Origin of the sequence: Pseudomonas sp. NFACC41-3 (genome assembly GCF_900109505.1) — a bacterium.
Classification (GTDB): domain Bacteria; phylum Pseudomonadota; class Gammaproteobacteria; order Pseudomonadales; family Pseudomonadaceae; genus Aquipseudomonas; species Aquipseudomonas chlororaphis.
The window spans coordinates 760,813-784,936 of record NZ_FOAE01000002.1; the positions used below are offsets into that span (position 1 = coordinate 760,813).

23 protein-coding genes are annotated in these 24,124 nt (G+C 62.1%); 3 read left to right on the forward strand and 20 right to left on the reverse strand.

Features of this window, described 5'->3' with window-relative positions:
• Positions 1 to 21: 21 nt before the first annotated feature.
• The 5 genes from BMY68_RS12965 to BMY68_RS12985 form a co-directional block, all read right to left on the reverse strand.
• On the reverse strand, positions 22 to 1,011 hold the full coding sequence (locus tag BMY68_RS12965) for an ABC transporter ATP-binding protein (protein WP_085531854.1): 990 nt from the start codon (positions 1,009 to 1,011) through the stop codon (positions 22 to 24).
• Positions 1,008 to 1,808 (reverse strand): ABC transporter permease, encoded by an 801-nt coding sequence (locus BMY68_RS12970; protein WP_085531852.1) that lies wholly within the window; start codon positions 1,806 to 1,808, stop codon positions 1,008 to 1,010. The genes BMY68_RS12965 and BMY68_RS12970 overlap by 4 nt, the downstream gene beginning before the upstream one ends.
• Complete coding sequence (locus BMY68_RS12975) at positions 1,795 to 2,640, reverse strand: ABC transporter permease (protein ID WP_007927839.1); 846 nt, start codon at positions 2,638 to 2,640, stop codon at positions 1,795 to 1,797. The genes BMY68_RS12970 and BMY68_RS12975 overlap by 14 nt, the downstream gene beginning before the upstream one ends.
• Positions 2,637 to 3,443, reverse strand: a complete 807-nt coding sequence (locus tag BMY68_RS12980; protein WP_085531850.1) for an alkaline phosphatase family protein — start codon at positions 3,441 to 3,443, stop codon at positions 2,637 to 2,639. Before BMY68_RS12980 ends, BMY68_RS12975 begins: the two co-directional genes overlap by 4 nt.
• Positions 3,444 to 3,569: 126 nt before the next feature.
• Positions 3,570 to 4,637: an ABC transporter substrate-binding protein gene (locus BMY68_RS12985; RefSeq protein WP_009045072.1), complete on the reverse strand. Its 1,068-nt coding sequence runs from the start codon at positions 4,635 to 4,637 to the stop codon at positions 3,570 to 3,572.
• Between the two features lie 352 nt (positions 4,638 to 4,989).
• Between BMY68_RS12985 and phnR the strand changes: the two genes are divergently transcribed.
• The gene (gene phnR / locus BMY68_RS12990; protein WP_009050226.1) at positions 4,990 to 5,703 is read left to right on the forward strand and encodes a phosphonate utilization transcriptional regulator PhnR; all 714 of its coding nucleotides are present in this window, start codon (positions 4,990 to 4,992) and stop codon (positions 5,701 to 5,703) included.
• Between the two features lie 55 nt (positions 5,704 to 5,758).
• On the opposite strand, the gene BMY68_RS12995 is transcribed toward phnR, so the two are convergent.
• The 9 genes from BMY68_RS12995 to minC form a co-directional block, all read right to left on the reverse strand.
• The gene (locus tag BMY68_RS12995) at positions 5,759 to 7,105 is read right to left on the reverse strand and encodes an amidohydrolase (protein ID WP_085531849.1); all 1,347 of its coding nucleotides are present in this window, start codon (positions 7,103 to 7,105) and stop codon (positions 5,759 to 5,761) included.
• A 108-nt stretch (positions 7,106 to 7,213) separates the two neighbouring features.
• Complete coding sequence (locus BMY68_RS13000) at positions 7,214 to 9,370, reverse strand: mechanosensitive ion channel family protein (RefSeq protein ID WP_085531847.1); 2,157 nt, start codon at positions 9,368 to 9,370, stop codon at positions 7,214 to 7,216.
• 78 nt (positions 9,371 to 9,448) lie between these two features.
• Positions 9,449 to 9,625, reverse strand: a complete 177-nt coding sequence (locus BMY68_RS29890; RefSeq protein ID WP_007927853.1) for a hypothetical protein — start codon at positions 9,623 to 9,625, stop codon at positions 9,449 to 9,451.
• Between the two features lie 198 nt (positions 9,626 to 9,823).
• Complete coding sequence (locus BMY68_RS13005; RefSeq protein ID WP_085531845.1) at positions 9,824 to 11,113, reverse strand: M18 family aminopeptidase; 1,290 nt, start codon at positions 11,111 to 11,113, stop codon at positions 9,824 to 9,826.
• 105 nt (positions 11,114 to 11,218) lie between these two features.
• Positions 11,219 to 12,055 (reverse strand): hypothetical protein, encoded by an 837-nt coding sequence (locus BMY68_RS13010; RefSeq protein WP_062825008.1) that lies wholly within the window; start codon positions 12,053 to 12,055, stop codon positions 11,219 to 11,221.
• Between the two features lie 153 nt (positions 12,056 to 12,208).
• Positions 12,209 to 12,844, reverse strand: a complete 636-nt coding sequence (locus BMY68_RS13015; protein WP_007928667.1) for an RluA family pseudouridine synthase — start codon at positions 12,842 to 12,844, stop codon at positions 12,209 to 12,211.
• A gap of 117 nt (positions 12,845 to 12,961) precedes the next feature.
• Positions 12,962 to 13,216 (reverse strand): cell division topological specificity factor MinE, encoded by a 255-nt coding sequence (minE, locus tag BMY68_RS13020; RefSeq protein WP_007928666.1) that lies wholly within the window; start codon positions 13,214 to 13,216, stop codon positions 12,962 to 12,964.
• Positions 13,216 to 14,028: a septum site-determining protein MinD gene (minD, locus tag BMY68_RS13025; protein WP_007928664.1), complete on the reverse strand. Its 813-nt coding sequence runs from the start codon at positions 14,026 to 14,028 to the stop codon at positions 13,216 to 13,218. Before minD ends, minE begins: the two co-directional genes overlap by 1 nt.
• Positions 14,029 to 14,194: 166 nt before the next feature.
• Positions 14,195 to 14,932, reverse strand: coding sequence for a septum site-determining protein MinC (gene minC, locus BMY68_RS13030; RefSeq protein ID WP_085532517.1), 738 nt, complete (start codon positions 14,930 to 14,932; stop codon positions 14,195 to 14,197).
• Between the two features lie 121 nt (positions 14,933 to 15,053).
• On the opposite strand from minC, the gene BMY68_RS13035 reads away from it, so the two are divergent.
• The gene (locus BMY68_RS13035; protein WP_038576968.1) at positions 15,054 to 15,986 is read left to right on the forward strand and encodes a lipid A biosynthesis lauroyl acyltransferase; all 933 of its coding nucleotides are present in this window, start codon (positions 15,054 to 15,056) and stop codon (positions 15,984 to 15,986) included.
• A 245-nt stretch (positions 15,987 to 16,231) separates the two neighbouring features.
• The gene (locus BMY68_RS13040; protein WP_085531843.1) at positions 16,232 to 17,404 is read left to right on the forward strand and encodes a patatin-like phospholipase family protein; all 1,173 of its coding nucleotides are present in this window, start codon (positions 16,232 to 16,234) and stop codon (positions 17,402 to 17,404) included.
• Positions 17,405 to 17,493: 89 nt separating this feature from the next.
• Here BMY68_RS13040 and BMY68_RS13045 read toward each other — a convergent pair whose 3' ends face one another.
• The 6 genes from BMY68_RS13045 to BMY68_RS13070 all read right to left on the reverse strand — a co-directional run bounded on the left by BMY68_RS13045 (position 17,494) and on the right by BMY68_RS13070 (position 24,004).
• A complete protein-coding gene (locus BMY68_RS13045; RefSeq protein WP_085531841.1) occupies positions 17,494 to 18,348 on the reverse strand; it encodes a pirin family protein in 855 nt (284 codons plus the stop codon).
• Positions 18,349 to 18,490: 142 nt separating this feature from the next.
• On the reverse strand, positions 18,491 to 19,276 hold the full coding sequence (locus BMY68_RS13050; RefSeq protein ID WP_085531839.1) for an outer membrane protein OmpK: 786 nt from the start codon (positions 19,274 to 19,276) through the stop codon (positions 18,491 to 18,493).
• A 385-nt stretch (positions 19,277 to 19,661) separates the two neighbouring features.
• A complete protein-coding gene (locus BMY68_RS13055; protein WP_085531837.1) occupies positions 19,662 to 20,447 on the reverse strand; it encodes an outer membrane protein OmpK in 786 nt (261 codons plus the stop codon).
• A gap of 145 nt (positions 20,448 to 20,592) precedes the next feature.
• A complete protein-coding gene (locus tag BMY68_RS13060) occupies positions 20,593 to 21,951 on the reverse strand; it encodes a nucleobase:cation symporter-2 family protein (protein WP_085531835.1) in 1,359 nt (452 codons plus the stop codon).
• Positions 21,952 to 22,129: 178 nt separating this feature from the next.
• A complete protein-coding gene (locus BMY68_RS13065) occupies positions 22,130 to 23,449 on the reverse strand; it encodes a urate hydroxylase PuuD (RefSeq protein ID WP_085531833.1) in 1,320 nt (439 codons plus the stop codon).
• Positions 23,450 to 23,500: 51 nt separating this feature from the next.
• Positions 23,501 to 24,004 (reverse strand): ureidoglycolate lyase, encoded by a 504-nt coding sequence (locus BMY68_RS13070; protein ID WP_007921785.1) that lies wholly within the window; start codon positions 24,002 to 24,004, stop codon positions 23,501 to 23,503.
• Positions 24,005 to 24,124 lie beyond the last annotated feature (120 nt).

Genomic DNA, 24,124 nt, shown 5'->3' on the forward strand with positions numbered 1-24,124 from the left:
TAATCGTTTGCGTCAAAGTCATCAGGCTACCTCACAGAGGGCCGTGGGATCGATGGAAAGTGCCAGGCGTTGGCCGTCGGGGTGCAGATCGTCCGGCGAGCGGTTCAGCACATCCACCACCAGTTCCACGCCACGGGCTTCGACCCGGTAGCGGATCACATTGCCCAGCAGGCTATGGCCGCGGATCTGCGCGTCGGGCTCGCCGTCCTTGCGCAGTTCGATGGCTTCGGGACGAATCGCGATACGCCCGGTGATCGGTCGCTGCAGCAGCCTGCTGGCACTTTCTGCATCCAGCAGGTTGTAGTTGCCGATGAAGCCGGCGGCGAACACATCCACCGGTGCGGTGTAGAGCGTCTCGGCGTCGCCGCTCTGGACGATCTTGCCCTGGTTCATCAGGAAAATGCGGTCCGACATGGTCAGGGCTTCTTCCTGGTCGTGAGTGACGAAAATCGTGGTCAGCCCCAGTTCGCGCTGGATCTGCCGGATCTGTTCGCGCAGGTGCTTGCGGATCCGTGCGTCCAGCGCCGACAGCGGCTCGTCCAGCAGCAACAGGCGCGGACGGGTCACCAGCGAACGGGCCAGGGCCACGCGCTGGCACTGGCCCCCGGACAGTTGATGGGGATAACGGCTGGCGAAGTCGTGCAGTTCCACCAGGCGCAGGACTTCGAGCACGCGCTGGTGGCTCTCGTCGGCGTTGACCTTCTGCATGCGCAGGCCAAAGGCCACGTTCTGCTCCACGGTCATGTTGGGGAACAGTGCATAGCTCTGGAACACCATGCCGATCCCGCGTTTCTGCGGGCTCAGGGGCACGATGTCGTGGCCGTCGAGGAGGATCTTGCCGGCGTCCACCGGGGTCAGGCCGGCGATGCAGCGCAGCAGGGTGGATTTGCCGCAGCCGGACGGGCCGAGCAGGGTGACGAATTCGCCCTTGTGGATTTCGCAGTTGATGTCGCTGAACACCGGGGTGCCACTGTAGTTTTTCTGCAGGTGTTGGACGCTGACGAAGCTCATTGGCTTTTGTCCTTGTTCAAGATGTTGGCGGCCCAGGTCAGAACCAGCACAAAGAAGAAGTAGGAAATCACCAGCGCGCTGGTGAAGTGGCCGCTGCTGTTGCGCATGTTGTTCAGGTAGACCTGCAGGGTTTCGTAGCGGGTGCCCACCAGGATGTTGGCGAACACGAACTCGCCGAACAGGAACGAGAACGACAGCAGCAGGGCCACCATCAGGCCCTTGCGCAGGTTCGGCAGCACCACCAGGAAAGCCGCCTGCCAGGTACTGGCGCCCAGCAACTGGGCGGCGTCCATCAGGTCGCGCAGGTTGATCGCTTGCAGGTTATTGGTGATCGCCCGGTACATGAACGGCAGGGCCACGGTGAAGTAGCAGCCGACGAGGATCCACGGCGTGCCGACCATGGCGAACGGTCCCGAACCGTAGAGTTGCAGCAGGCCCACCGAGGACACCACTGGCGGCACCGCGAACGGCAGCAGGATCAGGATGTTCATCAGCGCATCGAGCCTTGGGAAGTGGTAGTGCACCACGAACAGCAGCGGCAGGATCAGCACCACCGACAGGATCAGGGCGCCGACGCAGACCAGCAGCGACTGGCCGAAGGCGTGCAGGAAGCGCGGGTCGCTCCACAGCTGGATGTACCACTTGAAGGTAAAGCCGCTGGGCAGGATGGTCGCCGACCAGCTGCTGGCGATGGAGTAGATCAGGGTCCCGGCCAGCGGCAGCAGGAGGATGGCGAACAGCAGGTACACCACGACTCGGTGATAGAGGGCGGCGGAGCCGGGTTCAGCGCGAGACATGGTAGCTCCTCTTCAACAGCAACTGATGGACGATGGTCACCAGGGTCATCAGCGCCACCAGGACCACGGCCAGGGCGCTGGCCATGTTCGGGTCGAGGGAGATGTCGCCGGAAACCATGGCGGCGATGCGGATCGGCAGCACGTTGAAGTTGCCGGTGGTCAGTGCATAGACCGTGGCATAGGCGCCCAGGGCGTTGGCCAGCAGGATGACGAAGGTCCCCAGCAGCGCCGGGGTCAGCACCGGCAGGCCGATGTGGCGCCAGAACTGCCAGCCACTGGCGCCAAGCAGTGCCGCGGACTCGCGCCAGTCTTCACGCAGGGCGTCGAAGGCCGGGTAGAGCAGCAGCACGCCCAGGGGAATCTGGAAGTAGGTGTAGAGGATGATCAGGCCGGTCTTGGAGTACAGGTTGAAATCCTGAATGATCCCCGCCTGCTTGAGCATGATGGTGATGCTGCCGTTGAAGCCCAGCAGGATGATGAAGGCGAACGCCAGGGGCACGCCGGCGAAGTTGCTGGTCATGTTGGCGAAGGCGTTGACGAAGTTGCGCAGCTTCGAGTCGACCCGGCGTAGCGAGTAGCTGCCGAGAATCGCGATGACGATGCCGAACACGCTCGACCAGAAGCTGATCTCCAGGCTGTACTGGATGGCCTGCAGATAGAACCTGGAACTGAAGATCTTGTTGAAATTGGCCAGGCCCCAGCCGAACTCTTCCGATTGCAGACTGTTGATCAGCACCCAGAGCAGCGGGGCGATCTGGAACACGATGAAGAACAGGGCAAAGGGCAGCAGGCACAGGATCGCCAGCCATTTGCCGCGGGTGAATGCATTCACTTCAGCAACTCCCGGCATACAGGTTTGTCGTGGGGCACGCCGAGCAACTCGCAGATGGTGCCGCACAACTCGGTCTGATCCGGCGTGGCGACGGGGCTGAAGCTGAACGCATCGCCGAGAACGAACAACGGCACTTCCCGCTCCTCCGGCAGCAGGCCGTTGTGGGAGCGGTCGTTGTTCATGCCGTGGTCGGCGGTCACCAGCACCTGGTAGCCAGCGTCGAGCCAGCCTTGCAGGTAATCGGCGAGGATGATGTCGGCCGTGCGTGCGCTGTTGCGGTACTGCGGGGTGTCGAGGCCGTGCTTGTGGCCGGCGTCGTCGATGTTCATCGGATGCACCAGGAGAAAGTTCGGGGCATGGCGCAGCCGCAGGTGTTCGGCATCGGCGAACAGGTGGGAATCGGGGTAGTGGTCGTTCCAGTAGAAATGCCCATGCTGGATCGGCAGTTTCTTGTTGTCGGTATGCCGGTCCCGGGCCGGGTTGAACGGTGAGCGGTTGTACAGCTCGCTGATCCAGTGATAGGCCGCGGCGGCGGTGCCGAGCCCGGCGGCGCTGGCATAGTGGAAAATGCTGCGCTGGTTGGACAGGCGCGAGATGTTGTTGTGCACGATGCCGCTGTCGATCGGTGATACCCCGGTCAGGATGCATTCGTAGAGCGGTCGGGACAGGGCCGGCAGTTCGCATTCCAGCTTGTACAGCGCGGCGCGTCCCGCGCCGACGTAGGCCTGAAGGTGCCCCATGGCGTGGCGGGCGACCTCATGGTTGAGGCCGTCGAGCACGACAAGGATGACGTTGTGTGACATGGGGGAGGACTCCGCAAGACAACCAGGTGCCTGTAGGAGCGAACTTGCTCGCGATCGCATCTCCGCGGTTCCAGGACAGACCGCGGCGCCTGGATCGCGGGCAAGCTCGCTCCTACAGATGCAGCATTACTGCATGTTGATGATCACTTCTTCCTGCCATTTCTGTGGCAGGCCCTTGGAGGTTTTCTCCCAGGCGTCGGCGTCCTTGATCGGCGTGACTTTCTTGTACTGCTCGTTGGGCAGCAGGTTGGCCTGGACTTCGGCGGGCAGGGTCAGGTGCTCGGCGCGGATCGGACGGGCATTGCCGCGCGCCAGGTTGATCTGGCCGGCATCGCTGAAGATGTATTCACGGGTCAGCTTGGCCGCGTTCGGATGCTTGGCGTATTTGTTGATGATGGTGGTGTAGCCGGAGATTACCGAGCCGTCCGACGGGATCAGCACGATGTAGTCGTCCTTGTTGACCATCTTGTTGCGGTAGCTCAGGCCGTTGAAGTCCCAGACCACGCCGACTTCCACTTCACCCTTTTCCATGGTGGCGATGGTCGGGTTGGCCAGCGACAGGCGCCCCTGCTTGGCGATTTCGGCGAACATCAGCAGCGCCGGCTGGATGTTCTTTTCATCGCCGCCCTTGGCGATGGCCGCGGCCAGCACGCCGTTGGCGGCCTGGGCGGCGGTGCTCACGTCGCCGATGGAGACCTTGTATTTGCCTTTCTCCAGGTCGGCCCAGCTTTTGGGGGCTTCGGAGCCGTGCAGCAGCTTCTTGTTGATGATGAAAGCGATGGTGCCGGTGTAGGCCAGCGCCCAGTTGCCGTCCTTGTCCTTGGCCCAGTCCGGGACCTGGTCCCAGGTGCTTGGCTTGTAAGGCTGGACCACGCCCTGCTTGACCGCGATCGGGCCGAAGGCCGCGCCGACGTCGCCGATGTCGGCGCTGGCGTTGTCTTTCTCGGCGGCGAACTTGGCGATCTCCTGGGCCGAGCTCATGTCGGTGTCGATGTGCTTGAGGCCGTAGTGCTTGGCCAGGTCTTCCCAGGTCCCTTTCCAGTTGGCCCAGTCGTCGGGCATGCCGACGCTGTTGACGGCGCCTTCGGCTTTCGCCGCGGCTTCCAGGGTCTTCAAGTCGGTATCGGCGGCCATGGCGGCGGTGCACAGGGCAATGGTCGAGCCTAACAGTGATGCCAGGAAAAGCTGTTTCATCCGAAGCTCCTTTGGGCGTGTTCAACGCTGTGTTTGTCTAACGTTGTTGGTCTAGGTCAGCAATACCTGAGCCAATTTAAGCCGGCTGGATGACACTTTGATGTCGGCATCAGTCCTGCAAGCCGTTTGCGAGTGTCTGGCACGGGTCTGCGAGATAAGCGTAGCCCAGGGCTAAACAGCTGATATGAAAGGACTTGGCCAGCCAATTGCAGGTGTCTGGCACAGCGATTTGGCGGCGTTGTCATCTGTCAGTCATATGCAGTGCCTAGGCTCTCGGTGAAGGCTGAGTGCCTTTTTCCTTGGCACGTTTTGCCCTGAAACAGTGCTGGTCTAGTCCAGATAGGTAACGTTGATGCGCGAAGAGGCAGTCAAGGCGGTGACAGCCATTGGGCAGGTCCTGCAGGAACAGATCGATCACGGGTTGTTGGCACCCGGTAGCAAGCTGCCGGCCGAGCGCAAGCTCAGCGAGTTGTTCGGCACTACGCGGATTACCGTGCGCGAAGCCTTGTTGCAGTTGGAGGCCCAGGGCCAGATCTACCGCGAGGAGCGGCGCGGCTGGTTCGTCTCGCCGCCACGGCTGGCCTACAACCTGATGCAGCGTAGCCATTTTCACGCGATGGTCAGCGCCCAGGGGCGGGTGCCGTCGACCGAGATGATTTCGGCGCGCCTGCAACCGGCTTCAGCGGCGGTCTGTGCCTGGCTGCAACTGCCGGCGCTGTCCAGCGTGATCCAGATCCGTCGGGTACGACGCATCGACGAGCGCCTGGTGCTGTATGTCGAGCACTACCTCAATCCGCAGTACTTCCCGGGCATTCTCGAGTTCGACCTGAACCAGTCGATTACCGAGCTGTATGCCCGGCACTACGACCTGCATTACGGGCGGGTGCGCTTCGAGATCGTGCCGACCTCCTTGCCGGTGGAGGCCGCGGCGGCGTTGAAGGTTTCGGCCGGCAGTCCCGGGCTGCGGATCGCCCGGGTCAATTACGACCAGCACCAGCGCCTGATCGACTGCGACCTGGAGTTCTGGCGCCACGACGCGATCCATGTCGGCGTCGATGTGGTCTGAGCCCGCTCCCGGTGCGGGAGCGAGCCTGCTCGCGATAACGCCAGGGGGCCAATCCTTAAGGTTTGGCCCCGGCAAACAGATAATCGGTGGTCAATGACGCCAGGGTACGCACGCCCACCACCAGCGCCGATTCATCGACAAAGAACCCCGGGTTGTGGTTCGGCGCGGCCTTGGCCATGTCCTGGTCCCGCGGTGTCACGCCGAGAAACACGAACAACCCCGGCGCCTCCTTGGCATAGAAGGAAAAGTCCTCCGCGCCCCCCACCAGCGGGCCCTGCACCACGTCGCCCCCGGCCGCCCAGCGCAGGCTCGGCAGCATCTTCTCGGTCAGGGCCGGGTCGTTGATGGTCGGGTCGTACTTCTCGATGATGGTCACCTCGGCCTTGGCGCCGCCGCTTTCGGCGATCTTTTCCACGGTCTGGCGCACATCGCTGTGCAGCTTCTGGCGAATGCCGTAGTCGTACGAACGGATGGTGCCGCTCATGTCCAGTGACTCGGGGATGATGTTGTAGCGCGTGCCACCGCTGATGGTGCCGATGCTGACTACCGAGGGAAACGACGAGATGTCGGTGCGACGGCTGACCACGGTCTGCAGCCCGACTATGGCCTGGGCACCGACCGTGATCGGATCGATGCCGTCCCAGGGGCGGCCGGCGTGGGTCTGCTTGCCGAGGATCCTGATGCGCAGGTCGTCGGAGCTGGCCAGGGTCGGGCCCGGGCGATAGGCGATGCGCCCGGCCGGAATCCCGGCCCAGACATGCAGGCCGAACACCGCGTCCGGCTTGGGCGATTGCATCACGCCTTCCTGCACCATCATCTTCGCGCCCCAGATGTTCTTGCCGTCGGGGATGAAATCGCTCGGGCCTTCTTCGGCGGGCTGGAAATAGAACACCACGGTGCCGGGCAGGCGCTCGCGCATGTCACTGAGGACTTTCGCCGTGCTCAGCAGGATGGCGGTGTGGGCGTCGTGGCCGCAGGCGTGCATGACGTCCACTTCCTTGTCCAGGTAGCGCCCCTTGGCCTTGGAGGCGAACGGCAGGTCCGCGACTTCCTTGACCGGCAGGGCGTCCATATCGGCGCGCAAGGCCACGGTGGGACCGGGCAGGGCGCCCTTGAGCACCGCCACCACGCCGGTGCGGGCGACGCCGGTCTTGACCTCCAGGCCCAGGGCGCGCAATTGCGTGGCTACCAGCTGTGCGGTGCGCTGTTCGGTGTTGCCGAGTTCCGGGTGGGCGTGGATATCGCGACGGGTTTCCAGCAGCGTCGGCTCCAGGGCCTTGGCCTGTTCGGCGATGTGCTGGCGGGCCTGTTCCATGGCGCTGTCGTCGACAGCGTTGGCGGCCTGGCCGGACAAGGCCAGGACGCCGATCAGGCAGGCTTGGGCGATAGCGGATAGCTGCATAGGGACTCTCTCCATGATTAGTGTTGTGCTGCTCAGGTGCCAGAACCTGTGACCGCCCCCAACCCTGGAGAGTGCGACCGCGCCCTTGCCGAGGCGCGGCCGGACGCCTTACTCCTCTTGCTGGGGTCCGCCGCCGGCGGTGATCACTTGCACGCTCATGCGTGGCGTGGCCAGGTCCATTCCGGCTTCGTCGAGGTGACGCTTGAGGGACAGGTTGAAGGCCCGTGACACTTCCCATTGCTTGATCGGCGCGGTCTTGAAACGGGCGCGCAGAATCGCGTTGCCGGACTCGAAGCTTTCCACCCCCTGGAACTCCAGCGGCGACCAGATGTTGCGCCGTTGCAGCGGGTCGGTACGCATCTTCTGGCCGACATCGCGCATCAGTTTGATGGCTTCGTCAATGTCCATGTTGTACGGAATGGCCACCCGGAAGATCGCGTAGCCGAACTCCCGGGAGTAGTTCTTGATGCTCTTGATTTCGCTGAACGGGATGGTGTGCACGATGCCGTCGATGTCCCGCAGGCGCACGGTGCGGATGGTCAGGCCTTCGACGGTACCCAGGTGGCCGCCGACGTCCACGTAGTCGTCGATGGCCAGGGAGTCCTCGATGATGATGAACAGGCCGGTGATCAGGTCGGCCACCAGCGACTGGGCGCCAAAACCGATGGCCAGGCCGATCACACCGGCACCGGCCAGCAGCGGCGTGACGTTCATGCCCATGTTCGCCAGGGCGACGATCAGGGCAATGATGAAGATCGCCACGAACAGCACGTTGCGGATCAGCGGCATCATGGTCTGCGCCCGGGCATTGGCCAGGCCTTTGCGCGATCGGGTCAGGGCGTGGTGCACCGCGGTGTCGCTGAGGATCCAGATCAGCCAGGCGAACAGCAGGGTGCCGCCCAGGCTGAACAGCTTGACGCTGATTTCGTGGCCATCGCCTTCGGTGAAGCGGATCAGCGACATGCCCCAGACCCGCAGGCCGAGTTCGATGAACACCAGCCACACCAGCAGGTGGGCGAGGGTGTAGAAGAAGCCTTTGAGGCGCTCGGAGTACAGGGCATGGCGCTTGTGCCCGCGCTGGGGCTTGAGGGAATGGCGGCGCACCAGGCCGTTGATCACCATGCACAGCACCAGCAGCACGGTGCAGATCAGCGACTGGCGCAGCGCGGTGCTGGTGTCGCCGGCGGAAATGAAGGTGGCGAACAGGGAAATGGCCACCAGCACCAGCGCTGGCAGGTACCAGAAGGTGCCGATGATCTCGATGGTGTCGCTCAGGGCGCGGCGGGTCAGGCGGCGGGACAGCGGCTGGTTGCGGATCAGGTGAGCGATCGGCCGGCGGAAACGCAGGATGAATACCCCGGTGGACAAGGCCGCCATCACATTGGCGAAGGTGGCCGCGGTGTGCGCCAGGTGGCTGCCCAGGCTGGCAATCAGCCGTGGGTCGCTCAAGGCCTCGCCGAAGGCGGCGAAACTGCCGATCAACCACAACGGCCGGAACGCCTGGCGACGCAGGATGTACAACGCGCGGTGACGGTTCGGACCGTCCAGCACGGAAAAGGCGATCACGCAGATCGCCGAGAAGCAGGTGCCGACCACCAGCGCGTAAGCCAGGACCATGGCCAGGTCCTTGCCCAGGGACGATGGCAGCTTGTAGGTCATGTATACGGTCATGATCAGCGCGATCAGCCAGGGCCCCAGTTTGCGCAGGGCGAAGCGCAGCAGGTCCCAGGTCTTGGGGTGTTGCGGCAGTTCTTCGGTGAGGCCGAAACGCTCGCGCAGGCGGTGACTGAGCCAGATCAGGGTCGCGGCGAGAAGGCTCCAGACCATCAGGATCAGGGCGAAGGCGAAGATGATCGGCAGCCATTCGCTGGCCGGCAGCATCAGGGCCGCCAGTTCATCCTGGGCCTGATCGAATTCGTTCGACCAGCGAGTGATCGGGCTGTCGGCGCCGGAGAACTGTTTTTCGAAGCTGGAGAGGGTGCCGCCGATCAGGCCGAGCACGCCTTCTTCGGCGGGCGTCTGGGCCTTCTTCGTGGCGTCGCGGAGCTTTTTCAGGTCGGTCAGCAACTGGGTGCGTTGCTGGTCGTTTTCCAGGGACTTGATCACTTCATCCAGCGACTGCCCCAGGGGCTGCTCGGCTTGTGGCTGGGTTTTGCCGCTGTTGAGCAGGCCCGGCAGACCCACTGCCTGGGCCGATGACAGCGGCAATAGTGTCAGGAGACAGAGAAACAGGCAGTAGGGCAGAACGGAAAGACGAGCAAACACTGGGCGGTCAACCTCAGAAAAAGCGGATCGACCGAGTGTACGAGGCAGCCAATACCAATGCGAGCCTGGACGGCGGATTTATTCGGCGAGTTTGGCGAGGATCTTGTAGATCACGGTGCCGAGGATCAGCAGCATACCGGCCCACATGCTGAAGATGCCGGCGTTCTTGTCGCGGAAGTTGTAGCCGATGGCCAACAGGATCATTCCCGAGAGAATGGGAATGAGCATGGCGTGGAACGAAGACATCGAGATCATGGCGACAGCCTTGTCGGAAGGGGGTAGTCCTAAGTCTAGGTGGCTTTGGCGAGGTTCGGGTTGATGTGTATCAGAAATGCTGCGGCACCCTGTAGCCGCTGCCGCAGGCTGCGATCACCTGTAAAAACAGGCGCAGGATCTTGAGATCGCTGAAGCCCTTCGGGCTTTTCGCAGCCTGCGGCAGCGGCTACACGGGGCTTACGGCAGATCGCGGCTGGCGTAGAACGCGCTCAAGACCTTCACCAGGTGGGCCAGGTCGTGGCTGCCGCACAGTTCGCGGATCGAGTGCATGGCGAAAGTCGGCAGGCCGATATCCACGGTGCGCACGCCCAGGTGGCTGGCGGTGATCGGGCCGATGGTCGAGCCACAACCCATGTCGCTGCGCACCACAAAGCTTTGCACCGGCACTTCCTCGGCCATGCACAGGTGGCGGAAGAAACCGGCGGTTTCGCTGTTGGTGGCGTAGCGCTGGTTGCTGTTGACCTTGATCACCGGGCCGGCGTTGAGTTTCGGGCCATGGTTGGCATCGTGCTTGTCGGCGTAGTTGGGGTGCACGCCGTGGGCGTTGTCGGCCGAGACCAGCAGCGACTTTTGGATGGTACGCACGAATTCGTCGCCTTCGGGCAGCAGGCGGCGCAGGGTCTGCTCGAGCATCGGGCCGTCGGCGCCACAGGCCGAGCAGGAGCCGACTTCTTCGTGGTCGTTGCAGACCAGCACGCAGGTTTCCTCGGTGTCGGCGTTGAGCAAGGCTTGCAGGCCGGCGTAGCAGGACAGCAGGTTGTCCAGGCGCGCACCGGCGATGAAGTCGCCATGCAGGCCGATCACCGCCGCGCTTTGGGTGTCGTAGAAGCTCAGCTCGTAATCGAGCACCACATCGGCGCTCAGGCCGTGTTCGCGGGCCAGCTGGTCGGTCAGCACCGCGCGGAAGTCGACCCGCTCGTCGCCGGCGAACTGCGCGAGGATCGGCGGCAACTCGGTCTGGGCATTGATGGCCCAGCCCTGGTTGGCCTCGCGATTGAGGTGAATCGCCAGGTTGGGGATGATCGCGATGGGTGCCTTGAAGTCGATCAGTTGGCTTTCAACCTTGCCGTCGCGGCGGAAGGTGACGCGGCCGGCCAGCGACAGGTCGCGGTCGAACCAGGGCGCCAGCAGGGCGCCGCCATAGACTTCCACACCCAGTTGCCAGAAGCCCTGGCGTTGCAGCTCTGGTTGCGGCTTGACCCGCAGGCACGGGCTGTCGGTGTGCGCGCCGACCATGCGGATCCCGCCTTGCAAAGGCGAATGCCGCCCCAGCTTGACGGCCACGATGGAGGAGTCATTGCGGGTGACGTAGTAGCGACCGTTGGCTTCGGTGGTCCACGGCTCGCGCTCGTCGAGACGCTGGTAGCCCGCGGCCTCCAGGCGTTGTACGAGGCTGGCGGTTGCATGGAAAGGGGTAGGGGAGGCCTTGAGGAAGTCGATCAGGCCCTGGTTCAACTCTTCGCGCATAAGTAACTCCAGACAGCAGTGGCGCGAGTTTACCGTATCGGCTCGCGGCATTGCAGGCGCAATGCCGTTGAGGGAGACAACATTCATCGCGGCAGGGAAAACGGCTCAACCGGTGATCAGGTTGCCTTTGAGGAATACTTCGCGGCGTTGCTTGCGACCTACATATTCATGCTTGCTGGCCTGGTAAACCTCATTGAATTTCTCTGCGCAAATGCCCGGCAGTTGATCGAGGTATTCCTTCACCAGCGCATCGTACTGCGCTTCGGTGATCAGTTTGTAGACTTCGCGGCGATAGAAGAAACCCAACTGAAAACCCAGGGTTTCGCTGGCGTGGGGGGTGATGGTCGCGAAGCAGTTCTCGAAGTCGATGGCCTTGAGCGGAGCCTGGGGGCTGATCATGATATTGCCGGCCCAGAAATCCATGTGGGTGATGTTCTTTTGTGCGAGGGAGTGCAGCAGGCCGAATGCATCGCGGATAAAAGGCTCGATCTTGTCCGGATTGTTGCGCAACCACTGTACGCCGTCGACGTAATCATCCAGCAGGCGGGTAAGGATGAAGTATTCCTGTACCAGCCCCAGGCGATCCCGGGTATAGCCGAAGCCTTCAAGGTCGGACATCTGTACGCCGCGTCGCTGGGCTTCGACGGTGTTGATCAGTTCTTCCAGCGGCCAGTCGAAGCGACCGTTGCGCTGGGGCTTGCCCAGGGTGACGCGAACTTTCGCCTTGAGCGTATCCAGGGGCTGCACCTTGGCGAACAGCGGTGTCTGGCCGGTCGCCAAGGGGGCGCTGGCGCGGGTCTGTTTGTGTGCGTGACGTTGGCGGATGAGTTGTTCGAGGGCTGCGCAGGCGTCTGCCGAAGGTTTTTCGCGAAGGTGCAGGGTGGTATTCAGGAAGCAGAAGGTGAAGGGGTAATCGCGTTGAAATGGCTGACTGCTGAGCACGAGGGCTTCCTGCCTTAATGTCGAATAGCCACTATTTTAATATTTTTTTCACAAATTCATAACAAATTATTCGGATTAATCTTTAATTTTGATCAGATTTTTCCGTATATGCCCCTCAATCGAGGGGCGTCCCGCTACGGTGGCCGCTATTGATCAGAACGGTGCCGGGCACTCGAAGCGCAGGCGTTCGCCACTCTGCGGATGGGTGAAGCTGAGCATGCTGGCGTGCAGGCACAGGCGTGGCCAGGCGGCCAGCGCTTGCGGATGCGCGTACAGGCCGTCGCCCAGCAGTGGGTGGCCGATGGACAGCATATGCACCCGCAGCTGGTGCGAGCGCCCGGTGATCGGGGTCAGCTCGACGCGGCACCAGTCGCCGCAGCGTTCCAGCACTCGCCAGAAGGTCAGGGCGTTCTTGCCGAATTCGTGGTCCACCACGTGCCGCGGTTTGGTCGGCGGGTCGTAGCGCAGTGGCAGGTCGATGCTGCCGCTGTCCAGTTCCGGCTGGCCCCAGCACAAGGCGGTGTAGGCTTTTTCGGTCTCGCGGTCGTGAAATTGCCGGGACAGTTCGCGATGGGTATCGGGGTCGCGGGCCAGCAGGATGATGCCGGAGGTTTCCCAGTCCAGGCGATGGACGATGCGGGCTTCCGGGTAGCCGTTTTCCTGCAGGCGGGTGATCAGGCAATCCTTGTTGTCATCGGCCCGGCCGGGCACGGAGAGCAGCAGGGTGGGCTTGTCCACCACCAGGACGGCGGCGTCCTGGTGAATGATGCGGATATTCGACAGCGGCATTAAAACAGCCTCGTAACAAACGCCAACGGCGGCTCGATCGACCCGGCTTCTACAGGAGCATGTGTGCTCCTGTAGAAAAGCCGAGGGACCGAGCCGCCGTGGCTCCAGCCGAATCGATTAGCGATCAGGCAGGGTGATATTGAGTTCCAGGATCGAGCAGCTGCCCTGGTTTTCCAGGGCGACATGCACGTCATCGGACCCGATATTGACGTACTTGCGGATGACTTCCACCAGTTCCTTCTGCAAGGCAGGCAAGTAATCAGGGGTAGTGCGCTGGCCGCGTTCATGCGCCACGATGATCTGTAGACGCTCTTTCGCTACCGACGCGGTGCTTACTTTTTTGCTGGCACGAAAGAAGTCAAAAAGATTCATTACCTACCTCCAAACAGGCGCTCGAAGAATCCCTTCTTCTCAACATCAAGGAACCGGTGTTCCACGGTTTTACCCAGCAGACGGTCGACAGCATCGCTGTACGCCTGGCCGGCGTCGCTCTGGTCATCGAGAATCACCGGAACGCCTTGGTTGGAAGCCTTGAGTACTGCCTGGGATTCTGGAATCACGCCCAGCAGCGTTACTGCGAGAATCTCTTTGACGTCTTCGACGCCAAGCATTTCGCCGTTGCTGACACGCGAAGGGTTGTAGCGGGTCAGCAGCAGGTGTTCCTTGATCGGGTCTTCGCCGTTTTCCGCGCGCTTGGACTTGCTGGCCAGCAGGCCCAGCATGCGGTCGGAGTCACGTACCGAGGAGACTTCCGGGTTGGTCACGACAATCGCTTCGTCGGCGAAGTACATGGCCAGGTGAGCACCTTTCTCGATACCGGCCGGGGAGTCGCAGACCACGAATTCGAAGGTCTCCTTGAGCTCCATCAGCACTTTTTCCACGCCTTCCTGGGTCAGCGCGTCTTTGTCGCGGGTCTGACTGGCGGCCAGTACGTAGAGGTTTTCCAGGCGCTTGTCTTTGATCAGGGCTTGCTGCAGGTTGGCTTCGCCGTTGACCACGTTGACGAAGTCATACACCACGCGACGTTCGCAACCCATGATCAGGTCGAGGTTACGCAAGCCGACGTCGAAGTCGACGATGACTGTTTTGTGGCCGCGCAGAGCGAGGCCGGTACCGATAGCGGCGCTGGTGGTGGTCTTACCCACACCACCCTTGCCGGATGTAACCACGAGAATCTTGGCCAAGGTGTTTCACCCCTAAGGAAAAAGGACTTTTAGCCCCTGAAAAACATCTCTTGAAAACTACTGCAGTCGGACAGCCTTGGCTGGAGGTCGGTTAACACCTGCTCCTACTTCGTTTGAGCCGTATTCGCTACGTTTTAGAGATGCTTGGAAAATGCGGCAGTATCCGTTAAAGACGTGTGATGTTCAACACGTCACCCGACAGGCTGACCTGGACCCCGGCACCCCACAACGGATCGCGCCGCAGGTCCTCGGAAACCTTGTACTGGCCGGCGATGGACACCAGTTCAGCGCTCAATTGCTGACAGAAAATCCGTGCCTTGGTATCTCCCTTGACCCCGGCCAGCGCTCGACCGCGCATCGGGCCGTATACATGGATGTTGCCATCGGCCAGAAGTTCCGCACCCGGGCTGACCGAGGAGGTCACGACCAGATCGCCACCCTGGGCATAGATCTGCTGCCCGCCGCGTACTGGCGAAGTGATGATGCGGGTGGGTTTGATGGTCGGCTCAGGCGGCTTTTCAGGCTTTTTCCGGGCTTCGCTTTCCTGCGGTTCCAGCGGCCGCTCCCGGGCGCCGGAAGGCGGCAGCACGGGCAGGTCGACGGCGATCGCCGCGGCGATGTCTTCGATGCGGCTGGCGCGGATCGCCAGGGTGCGCAGGCCATGGTGACGGCAGACGCGCATCAGGCCGGGCAGATCGACGGCGCCTTCGCTGGCCGGCAGCTTGTCCAGCGCCAGCACCAGCGGGGCGTTACTGAAGAAATTCGGGGCTTGCGCGACCTTCGCCGCCAGTTGGCGATCGAGGCCCTCGAGGTCGTTGCGGGCCAGTTCCAGCACGGTGATGGCCAGCATGCTGCCCTTCAACTGGAACACAGGATCCAGGTCTTGCGATTCGGTTTGGCTCATGGTCGGCATAAAGCGGCTTGTCACTAAAAGTGCCGAGACTTATAACGAGAACGCCCGCGGGCCGCAAGCCGGGTCGAACCGATGTAGAATGCGCGACCTTGTTGTCTGTCCGGAATCTGTAATGGATCGCCCGCGTTTTCGAGCTGCATTTCTTTATCCCCGTTTTTGGCCGCTGTGGCTGGGCCTGGGCCTGCTATGGCTGGTGGTCCAGCTGCCTTATCCGTTGCTGCTGTGGATCGGTCGTGCCCTGGGCGCGCTGATGTACCGGGTGGCCGGTGAGCGCCGGCGGATCGCCAAGCGCAACCTGGAACTGTGTTTCCCCGAAAAGTCCGCCGCCGAGCGCAAGCGCCTGCTCAAGGAAAACTTCGCCTCCACCGGCATCGCCTTTTTCGAAATGGCCATGAGCTGGTGGTGGTCCAAGCCCCGCCTGGCGCGCCTGGCCCATGTCGAAGGCCTGGAGCACCTCAAGCAGGCGCAGCTGGAAGGCAAGGGCGTGATCCTCATGGCCCTGCACTTCACCACCCTGGAGATCGGCGCCGCCTTGCTGGGCCAGCAGCACACCATCGACGGCATGTACCGCGAGCACAAGAACCCGTTGTTCGATTTCATCCAGCGTCGTGGCCGCGAGCGGCACAATCTGGATTCCCTGGCGGTGGAGCGTGAAGACGTGCGCGGCATGCTCAAGCTGCTGCGCGCCGGGCGGGCCATCTGGTACGCACCGGACCAGGATTACGGCGCCAAGCAGAGCGTATTCGTGCCGCTGTTCGGCATCCAGGCGGCTACGGTCACCGCCACCAGCAAGTTCGCCCGGCTGGGCAAGGCCCTGGTGGTGCCTTTCACTCAGCAGCGGCTGGCCGATGGCAGTGGTTATCGGCTGGTGATTCACCCGCCGTTGCAGGATTTCCCGGGTGAGACCGAAGAGGCCGATTGCCTGCGTATCAACCAGTGGATCGAAGGCGTGCTGCGCGAGTGTCCGGAGCAGTACCTGTGGGCGCACCGGCGCTTCAAGAGCCGCCCGCCAGGCGAGCCGAAGCTGTATAAGAAGCGCGGTTGAAATTATCGCGTTAGGCTCTAGGACGAAAAGTCGGCGAGCGAAGGTCAGGCAAGGCAAAAACAGGCGAGGAACGGCTGGGGTCGCATTCGACTTTAGGGGCCTAAATGAGCATTCCGATCGGACTCGCGCACGAGCCTGTTTTTAACGCAGCATGGCCTGCGTAGCGCCGAAGGCGCCCAGCGCGTAGCCACTTTTCGTACAGAGCCTAGATTGAAAGCCCTTTATCAGCGCCATGGAGTGTAGCGATGAGCCCAGCGGAACCGGTCACAGGATTGATTCTTTCCGGCGGCGGGGCTCGTGCGGCATATCAGGTGGGAGTACTGGCGGCGATTGCCGAATTGCTGCCGGCGGGGGCGAGCAATCCCTTCCCGGTGATAGTCGGGACCTCGGCCGGGGCGATCAATGCGGTCAGCCTGGCCAGCGGCGCGCTGGATTTCACCGCGGCCATCGAGCGTCTCACGGCGTTCTGGCAGGGCTTTCGCAGCCATCAGGTGATCCGCAGCGACTGGCCCGGGGTGATCCGCCAGGCTACCCGGTTCGTCGGCCACAGCCTGCTCGGCCTGGGCGCGCCGGTCCCGGTGGCGCTGCTCAACAGCGCGCCGCTGCGGCAGTTGTTGAACGATAAGCTGCAGCTGTCCGGTATTCGTCATGCCATTGCGCAAAAGCATCTGCAGGCGGTGGCGGTCACGGCCTTCGGTTATGAATCGGGCCAGGCGGTAACCTTCTACCAGGGCGGCGGCACCATCGAGGCCTGGTTGCGCCATCGGCGTATCGGCCTGCCCACCGAACTCACGGTCGAGCACTTGCTGGCCAGCTCGGCGATTCCACTGCTGTTCGCGCCGGTGAAAATCGACCAGGAGTTTTTCGGCGACGGCGCGGTGCGGCAATCGGCGCCCATCAGCCCGGCGTTGCACCTGGGGGCCAGCCGGGTGCTGGTGGTCGGGGTCAGCGGCAACCCCCGTGGCATCGATCCACAGGCGCCCCAGCAACGCAGCTACACCGGGCAGCAGCCGACGCTGGCGCAGATCGGTGGCCACATGCTCAACAGTACGTTCATTGACAGCCTGGAGAGCGACATCGAGCTCTTGCAGCGACTCAACCAGTTCAGTCATCTGCTGCCGTCGGGCACGCCCGTCCGCACCCTGGGCGTGGCGCCGGTGGAGGTGCTGGTGATCGCACCCAGCCAGCCGATCGACGAGATCGCCGCGCGTCACAGGCATGAGCTGCCGGCGGCATTGCGCCTGTTCCTGCGCGGGCCGGGGGCGACCAAGACCAGCGGTGCCGGGGTCTTGAGTTACCTGCTGTTCGAGGCGGGATATTGCAGCGAGTTGATCGAGCTGGGGCGCAGCGATGCCTTGGCCAAGCGCGACGAGCTGCGGCGGTTCCTGGGGTTGGCGGCAGAAGTCGCGACCGTCTAAATGCATCGAGGGTAAGCCTGCCCTCACAGAAAACTTGCCTCTGTGTGGGAGCGAGCTTGCCCTCGATAGCGGTTTTGAGCCTGCGTGGCTCAAGCCGTCAGTTTGTCGTCGCGAAAATCCCGCAATGCCTGCTCGATCTCTTCCCGGGTGTTCATCACGAACGGTCCGTACTGCACGATCGGCTCGCCCAACGGCTTGCCGGCGATCAACAGCACACGGGCGCCGTCGGCACTGCTCAACTGAATCTCGCCCTGGTCGGACAGGCGCACCAGCTTGCTGCTGGCGACCGGTTGCGGATGCCCGGGCAGGTCGATCTGACCTTCATAGACGTACAGCAGGGCCCGATGCCCTTCAGGCAGGCGCGGGCTGATGCTGGCGCCCGCAGGCAGGCGCAGGTCGAAGTAGTGGGGCTCGGTGTCCGGCCGTTCGACGGCGCCGGTCTGCTGCGCCTGGCCGTCATCGAAGCGGCCGGCGATCACCACCACTTCCACGCCATTGGCGGTGGTCAGGCGGGGGATGTCCTGGGGTTGAATGTCCCGGTAGCCGGCCTTGTCGAGCTTGTGCTTGCCCGGCAGGTTCAGCCATAGCTGGAAGCCGCGCATCACGCCTTCTTCCTGTTCCGGCATCTCGCTGTGGATGATGCCCTTGGCGGCGGTCATCCATTGCACGCCACCGCCTTCCAGCAGGCCGACGTTGCCCAGGTGATCCTCGTGGCGCATGCGACCTTCGAGCATGTAGGTGACGGTTTCGAAGCCGCGATGGGGATGGGGCGGGAAACCTGCGATGTAGTCGTCGGGGTTTTCCGAGCCGAATTCATCGAGCATCAGGAACGGGTCGAAGCGCTCGACACCCTGGCCACCGAAGACCCGGGTCAGTCTGACGCCGGCGCCGTCCGAAGCGGGCTGGCCGGTATGGACACTGAGTACTGTGCGAAATTGAGTCATCGATGCAACTCCTGATCAGGTTGGAATGAGCGACATGCTATGCCAGCTCAACTGATCGATGGTTGCGAATATCGGCACGTTGCTATCGATTTATTCGATGTAATCCGTTCCCGCGGCCAGCACGGGAACGGCGCTCACTGCATCAGAAGTGGTACTTGAGCAGCAGGCTGGCGGTGTTCTGGTCGGTGTCGAAGTAGGGGGTGTCCTTGACCCCGTACTTGTTCTTCCAGTAGTCGTATTCGATACCGACATACAGCTGTTTGTCGCCCAGTTTCAGCGCCTTGCCCAGGTCGTACTTGATCTGCGGGTTGATGTGCAGGTTGGCGTGGTACTCGCCTTTGGCATTCTTGTCGTTGTCCACCACCCAGTCGATGAAACCGTCGATGAGGATGTCAGAACTGCCCACGGGAATGGTGTAGGACCAGACCGGAGTGATCTGCCAGACATTGTCGCCGGCACGGCTGCCTTCGGTCTGGCGGTTGTAGAAGTTCAACTGGAAGTAATCGAACCCGGGGATTGCCAGGTCGAAGCCCGGACCGATCAGGTAGGACTCGTTATCACCTTCGCCGAACTCGTAAGTCATGGCCAGCAATACATCCTTGATCGGGCCGAACTCCAACTTCTGATCAAAGATCTTGCCGAACGAAAGGCGCGGGCTGAACTCGCCGTAATAAGTGTTCGGGCCGACGTTGCCGTCTTTTTTACCGTTGTAGAAGATCTTGTCGATAAACAGGAAGTTGTCGCCGTACTTCCAGGCATCGGCATGTTCGAACGTAACGGTCTGCTGGATCTCTGGATTGATCGCGAAGTCTTTGCCGTAGAGGTAAGTCAGGCTGTTGTTCTGCCATTGCAGCAGGTCGCCGGCGGTGGCCTGGGCCCCTGCCAGCAAGGATCCGGCAAGCATCAGGCCTTTACAGATGCGGTTCATTCGGTTGCTCCCAAAAAGTAAGTGGTTCCACGTTTTTCTTTAAAAGCCGGTGCTCTGGTGTGGCACCTTTTAGTGGCTGAAAAATCATCCGATCGGTCAGCTTTGTTGCTGATAGCAAGAGCTGAGCCAAGGCGAAAAAAAAAGCGCAAAAACTCCCGCGCGCCTGTACGAATACAGTCGATCGAGAGTGAATTCGGTTTTAACTCGGTACGCCTTGGTACTTCCCAGAGGCCGGGATAAGTTGGCTTTCCGGTCAGGTTTTAAATCCGGCCTTTTTTTTTCACCGGATTCAGGCGGCCGCGGAGAATACTGACTCCCACGGCCTTGCTCAAGTGCTCTGCAATAGCGCACTTGAAACAACTTTGGGGCACGTTTGCCGGTCATTCTAGAAATGCACCTTCACCAGCAGGCTGGCGGTGTTCTGATTGGTGTCCAGGTTGGCGCTGTTCTGAATGCCGTATTTGTCTTTCCAGTAGCTGTATTCGAGACCGACATACAGCTGCTTTTCGCCCAGGCGCAGGGCCTTGCCCAGGTCGTATTTGATCTGCGGGTTGATATGCAGGTTGGCGTGGTAGGTACCGCGGTCGTTCCGGTCGTTGTCCACCACCCAGTCCAGGTAGCCGTCGATCAACAGGTTCGAACGGCCCAGCGGAATGCTGTAGGACCAGGAGGGAGTGATCTGCCAGACACCGTCGCCGGGGCGCGGGCCTTCGGTCTGGCGGCGGTAGAAGTTCAGGGTGAAATAGTTGAAGCCCGCAACGGCCAGGTCGAAACCGGGGCCGATCAGATAGGCCTCGCTGTCGCCTTCGCCATATTCGTAGGTCATGGCCAGCAACACATCCTTGACCGGGCCGAAGGCGAATGAGCGATCGAGGATCTTGCCGAACGACAGCCTGGGGCTGAACTCGCCGTAAAAGGCGTGGGGACCTTTGTTACGGTCTTCCTCGCCGTTGTAGAAAATCTTGTCGACGAACAGGAAGGTGTCGCCGTATTTCCAACGGTCGGCGTGTTCGAAGGTCACCGTCTGCTGGATCGACGGGTTGATCGCGAAGTTCTTGCCATACAGGTACGTCAGGCTGTTGGTCTGCCACAGCAGTAGGTCGCCGGCCATGACCTGGGTCGTGGCCAGCAGTGCGCCGCCGAGCAGCAGGCGTGCGTGTGCATGTCTCATCGTGTTGCTCCCTGTTTGTTTTTATTGTCAAGGCGCAGGCAGCCGCCGACTGCGACCGGGCGCGGTGCCGGGTCTGCCTGTCGTGCGTGTATTTCGGGTATCGACGGTCAAGCAGGGGCGGCTATCGGGCCGCCCCGTCCAGGCTTCAATGCTGGTGGGCGTGTCGGGCGTTGCTGGCGGCCCGTTCGGTGCCGCCCAGGATGTTGAACAGCAGGTTCAGGGCCAGCGCACTGAGGGTGGCCATGGCGATTCCGCTGTGGGTGATCGGGCTCATCCACAAGGGCAGGTGGGCGAAGAACTCCGGGCGGACCACCGGAATCAGGCCCATGCCGATGCTCACCGCCACCAGCAGTTGATTACGCCGGTCGGCGATATCGGTCTCCTGGAGGATCTTGATCCCGGTCGCCGCCACCATGCCGAACATGGCGATAGCCGCGCCACCCAGTACCGCCGGGGGAATCGAGGCCACCAGGAAAGCCGCCTTGGGCAGCAGGCTCAGCACGATCAGCAGGCCGCCGGCGACTATGGTCACCGAGCGGCAACGCACGCCGGTCATCTGCACCAGGCCGATGTTCTGGGCGAACGAAGAGTGGGTGAAGGTGTTGAGGAAACCGGCGAAAAACGAGGCGCCGGCATCACACAGCAGGCCGCGGCGGAGCATGCGCGGGGTGACTTCCTGGCCGGTGATTTTCCCCAGGGCGAGGAACATCCCGGTGGACTCGACGAAGATGATCACCACCACCAGGCACATCGAAAGGATCGGCGCCAGATGGAACTGCGGCATGCCGAAATGCAGCGGAGTGACCACCTGCACCCAGGGTGCCTGGGCCATGCCACTGAGGTCGACCATGCCGATCAGACCGCAGAGCACGTAGCCCAGGCCCATGCCGATCAGCACGGAAATGTTCACCCAGAAACCGCGCATGAACCGATGCACCAGCAGGATTGTGCCCAGCACCAGCGCGGCGATGGTCAGGTAGATGGGGGAACCGAATTCGGCATTGTGGCTACCGCCGCCCGCCCAGTTCACCGCGACCGGGAACAACGACAGGCCGATGGAGGTGATGACGGTGCCGGTGACCAGGGGCGGAAAGAAGCGCACCACCTTGGACATGAAGGGCGCGATGAGCATGCCGAAGAAACCGGCGGCGATGGTCGCGCCAAAGATCCCCTGCAGGCCGATGCCCGGCATGCCGGCCATGGCCACCATGCTGCCCACCGCGGCGAAGCTGGCGCCCATCATCACCGGCATGCGGATGCCCATGGGGCCGATGCCGAGGGATTGCACGAGGGTGGCGATGCCGGCGACCAGCAGGTCGGCATTGATCAGGAAGGCGATTTCTTCACGACTCAGACCCGCGGCCTGTCCGATGATCAGAGGCACCGCGATGGCGCCTCCGTACATCAACAGAACATGTTGCAACCCGACCAGAATCAGTTGCAAAAGAGGCAGTCGCGCAATGGCGGGTGCGTCGGGGATGCGCGGTTCGTTTAACGCGGACATGCAACACCTCGGATCTTCTTATTCTTGTGATTAGAAAGCTGTGTGGTTGCGAACAGCTTTTTTGCAGCAGGCCAACCGCGTGGCGGTTGATCGCGAGCAAGCTTCGCTCCTACAGAAGCAACACACATGCTGCAGGCGCGAGGCTTGCCCGCGATAGCGGTCGTCGGGCATCGCGGTACTAGTTGGTGCGCGCCCCCTGGTTGATCCAGGCGCCGATCAGGTCACGTTCCTGCTGGGTCATCTGAGTAATGTTGCCCAGTGGCATGATCTGGCTGGCGACTGCCTGGGCCTGGATGCGTGGGGCCTGGAGCTTGATCTGCTCTGGGGTGTCGAACATCACGCCGGCCGGCGCGGCACTGAACAGCGGGCTGGTGGGCTTGGCCGAGTGGCAGACGGTGCAACGTTCCTGGATCACGTTGTGCACCTTGTCGAAGGTCGGGCCCTGGGTTGCCGTGGACGCTTGTGCCGGGGCCACTTCGGGAGTCGCCGGAGCTGCTGGAGTTGCTGCGGTTTCGGGCTTGGCGCCGCCGCCAATGGCAGTTTCCGGCAGTGGCTGGTACTCGATCTTCGCCGGCGCCTTGGCCACTTCCGGGCTGTTGGCCATTTGCGCGGGGCCGGTGACGTAGGCCAGGCAGATCATGCCCAGGGCGGCGACCGGCAGGGTCCAGGCGAACTTGTGGCTGTCGTGGCGGGTGTTGAAGTAGTGACGTACCAGCACCGCCAGCACCGCGATCCCGGCCAGGATCAACCAGTTGTACTGGCTGCCGTAGGTGCTCGGGAAGTGGTTGCTGATCATGATGAACAGCACGGGCAGGGTGAAGTAGTTGTTGTGGCGCGAACGCAGCAGGCCCTTGGCCGGCAGGGTCGGGTCCGGCGTGCGGTTTTCCGCGATGGCGGCCACCAGCGCGCGCTGGGCCGGCATGATGATGCGGAACACGTTGCCGACCATGATGGTGCCGATGATGGCGCCGACGTGCAGGTAGGCGCCGCGACCGCTGAACACCTTGCTGAAGCCATAGGCCGCGGCGATCAACAGCACGAACAGGATGAAGCCGAGCAGGGCGGGTTTCTTGCCCAGGGGCGAGTCGCAGAGGAAGTCGTAGACGAACCAGCCGGCGATCAGCGAACCGATGCCGATGGCCACGCCTTCAGGGCCGGTCAGGCCGCTGCCGGGCGCTACCAGGTAGAGCATCGGGTTGTAGTAGAACACCAGGCACAGCAGGGCGATCCCCGACATCCAGGTGAAGTAGGCTTCCCACTTGAACCAGTGCAGGTTCTCCGGCATGGACGGTGGGGCCAGTTTGTATTTCTCCAGGTGATAGATGCCGCCACCGTGGATTGCCCAGAGGTCGCCCGACAGGCCGTCCTTGGGGTTGACGCGATTGAGGTTGTTTTCCAGCCAGACGAAGTAGAACGACGCGCCGATCCAGGCCACGCCAGTGATCATGTGAACCCAACGCACGCTCAGGTTGAGCCATTCCAACAGATGTGCTTCCACAGTCTTTACCTCTCGCCTGTCACCCTTGTTGTCGAGTGATCAGACCTTCTCTTATTGGTGGGGGGCGAGGATCAAACACTCATCCTCTTCAAAGAAATGCTCATCGCAGTTGTTGCCTGTGCCACTGCGATCAACCACCAGGAAGTCATCCCGCTTTTCGATCGTCAGCACCGGGTGGTGCCAGACGCCGCGATGGTAATTAATGCCCTGCCTGCCATTGCTGACAAAGGCGCGGACCAAGCCCGATACAGGTGCATCGCCAAGTGGCGCGACCACGATCAGAAAGGGGTTGCCGAGCAGCGGAATGAAAGCCTGGCTGCCCAGCGGATGGCGCTCCAGCATGCGGACGGTCAAGGGCATGTCCAGCGCGTCGGCGCGGAAGATGCTGATGATCGCCTTGTCGTCCGGCGTGGCGGTTTCCACGGTAGCCAGACGATGGAAGCGCATGGTCGAACCGTTGTTGATCATGAAGTGATCGCTGCCGTCGGTTTCGATCACGTCACCGAAGGGGGCGAAGGCTTCTTTGCTCAGCGGTTCGATCATCAATGTGCGCATGCTGTTCTTCTTAATCTGTGAGTTCGTTGTTGTCGTCTTGTGCTGTCCTGTAGGAGCGAGCTTGCTCGCGATGCGGTTGTCCGGTGTTCATCTATCGCCCGGTCTGACGTCATCGCGAGC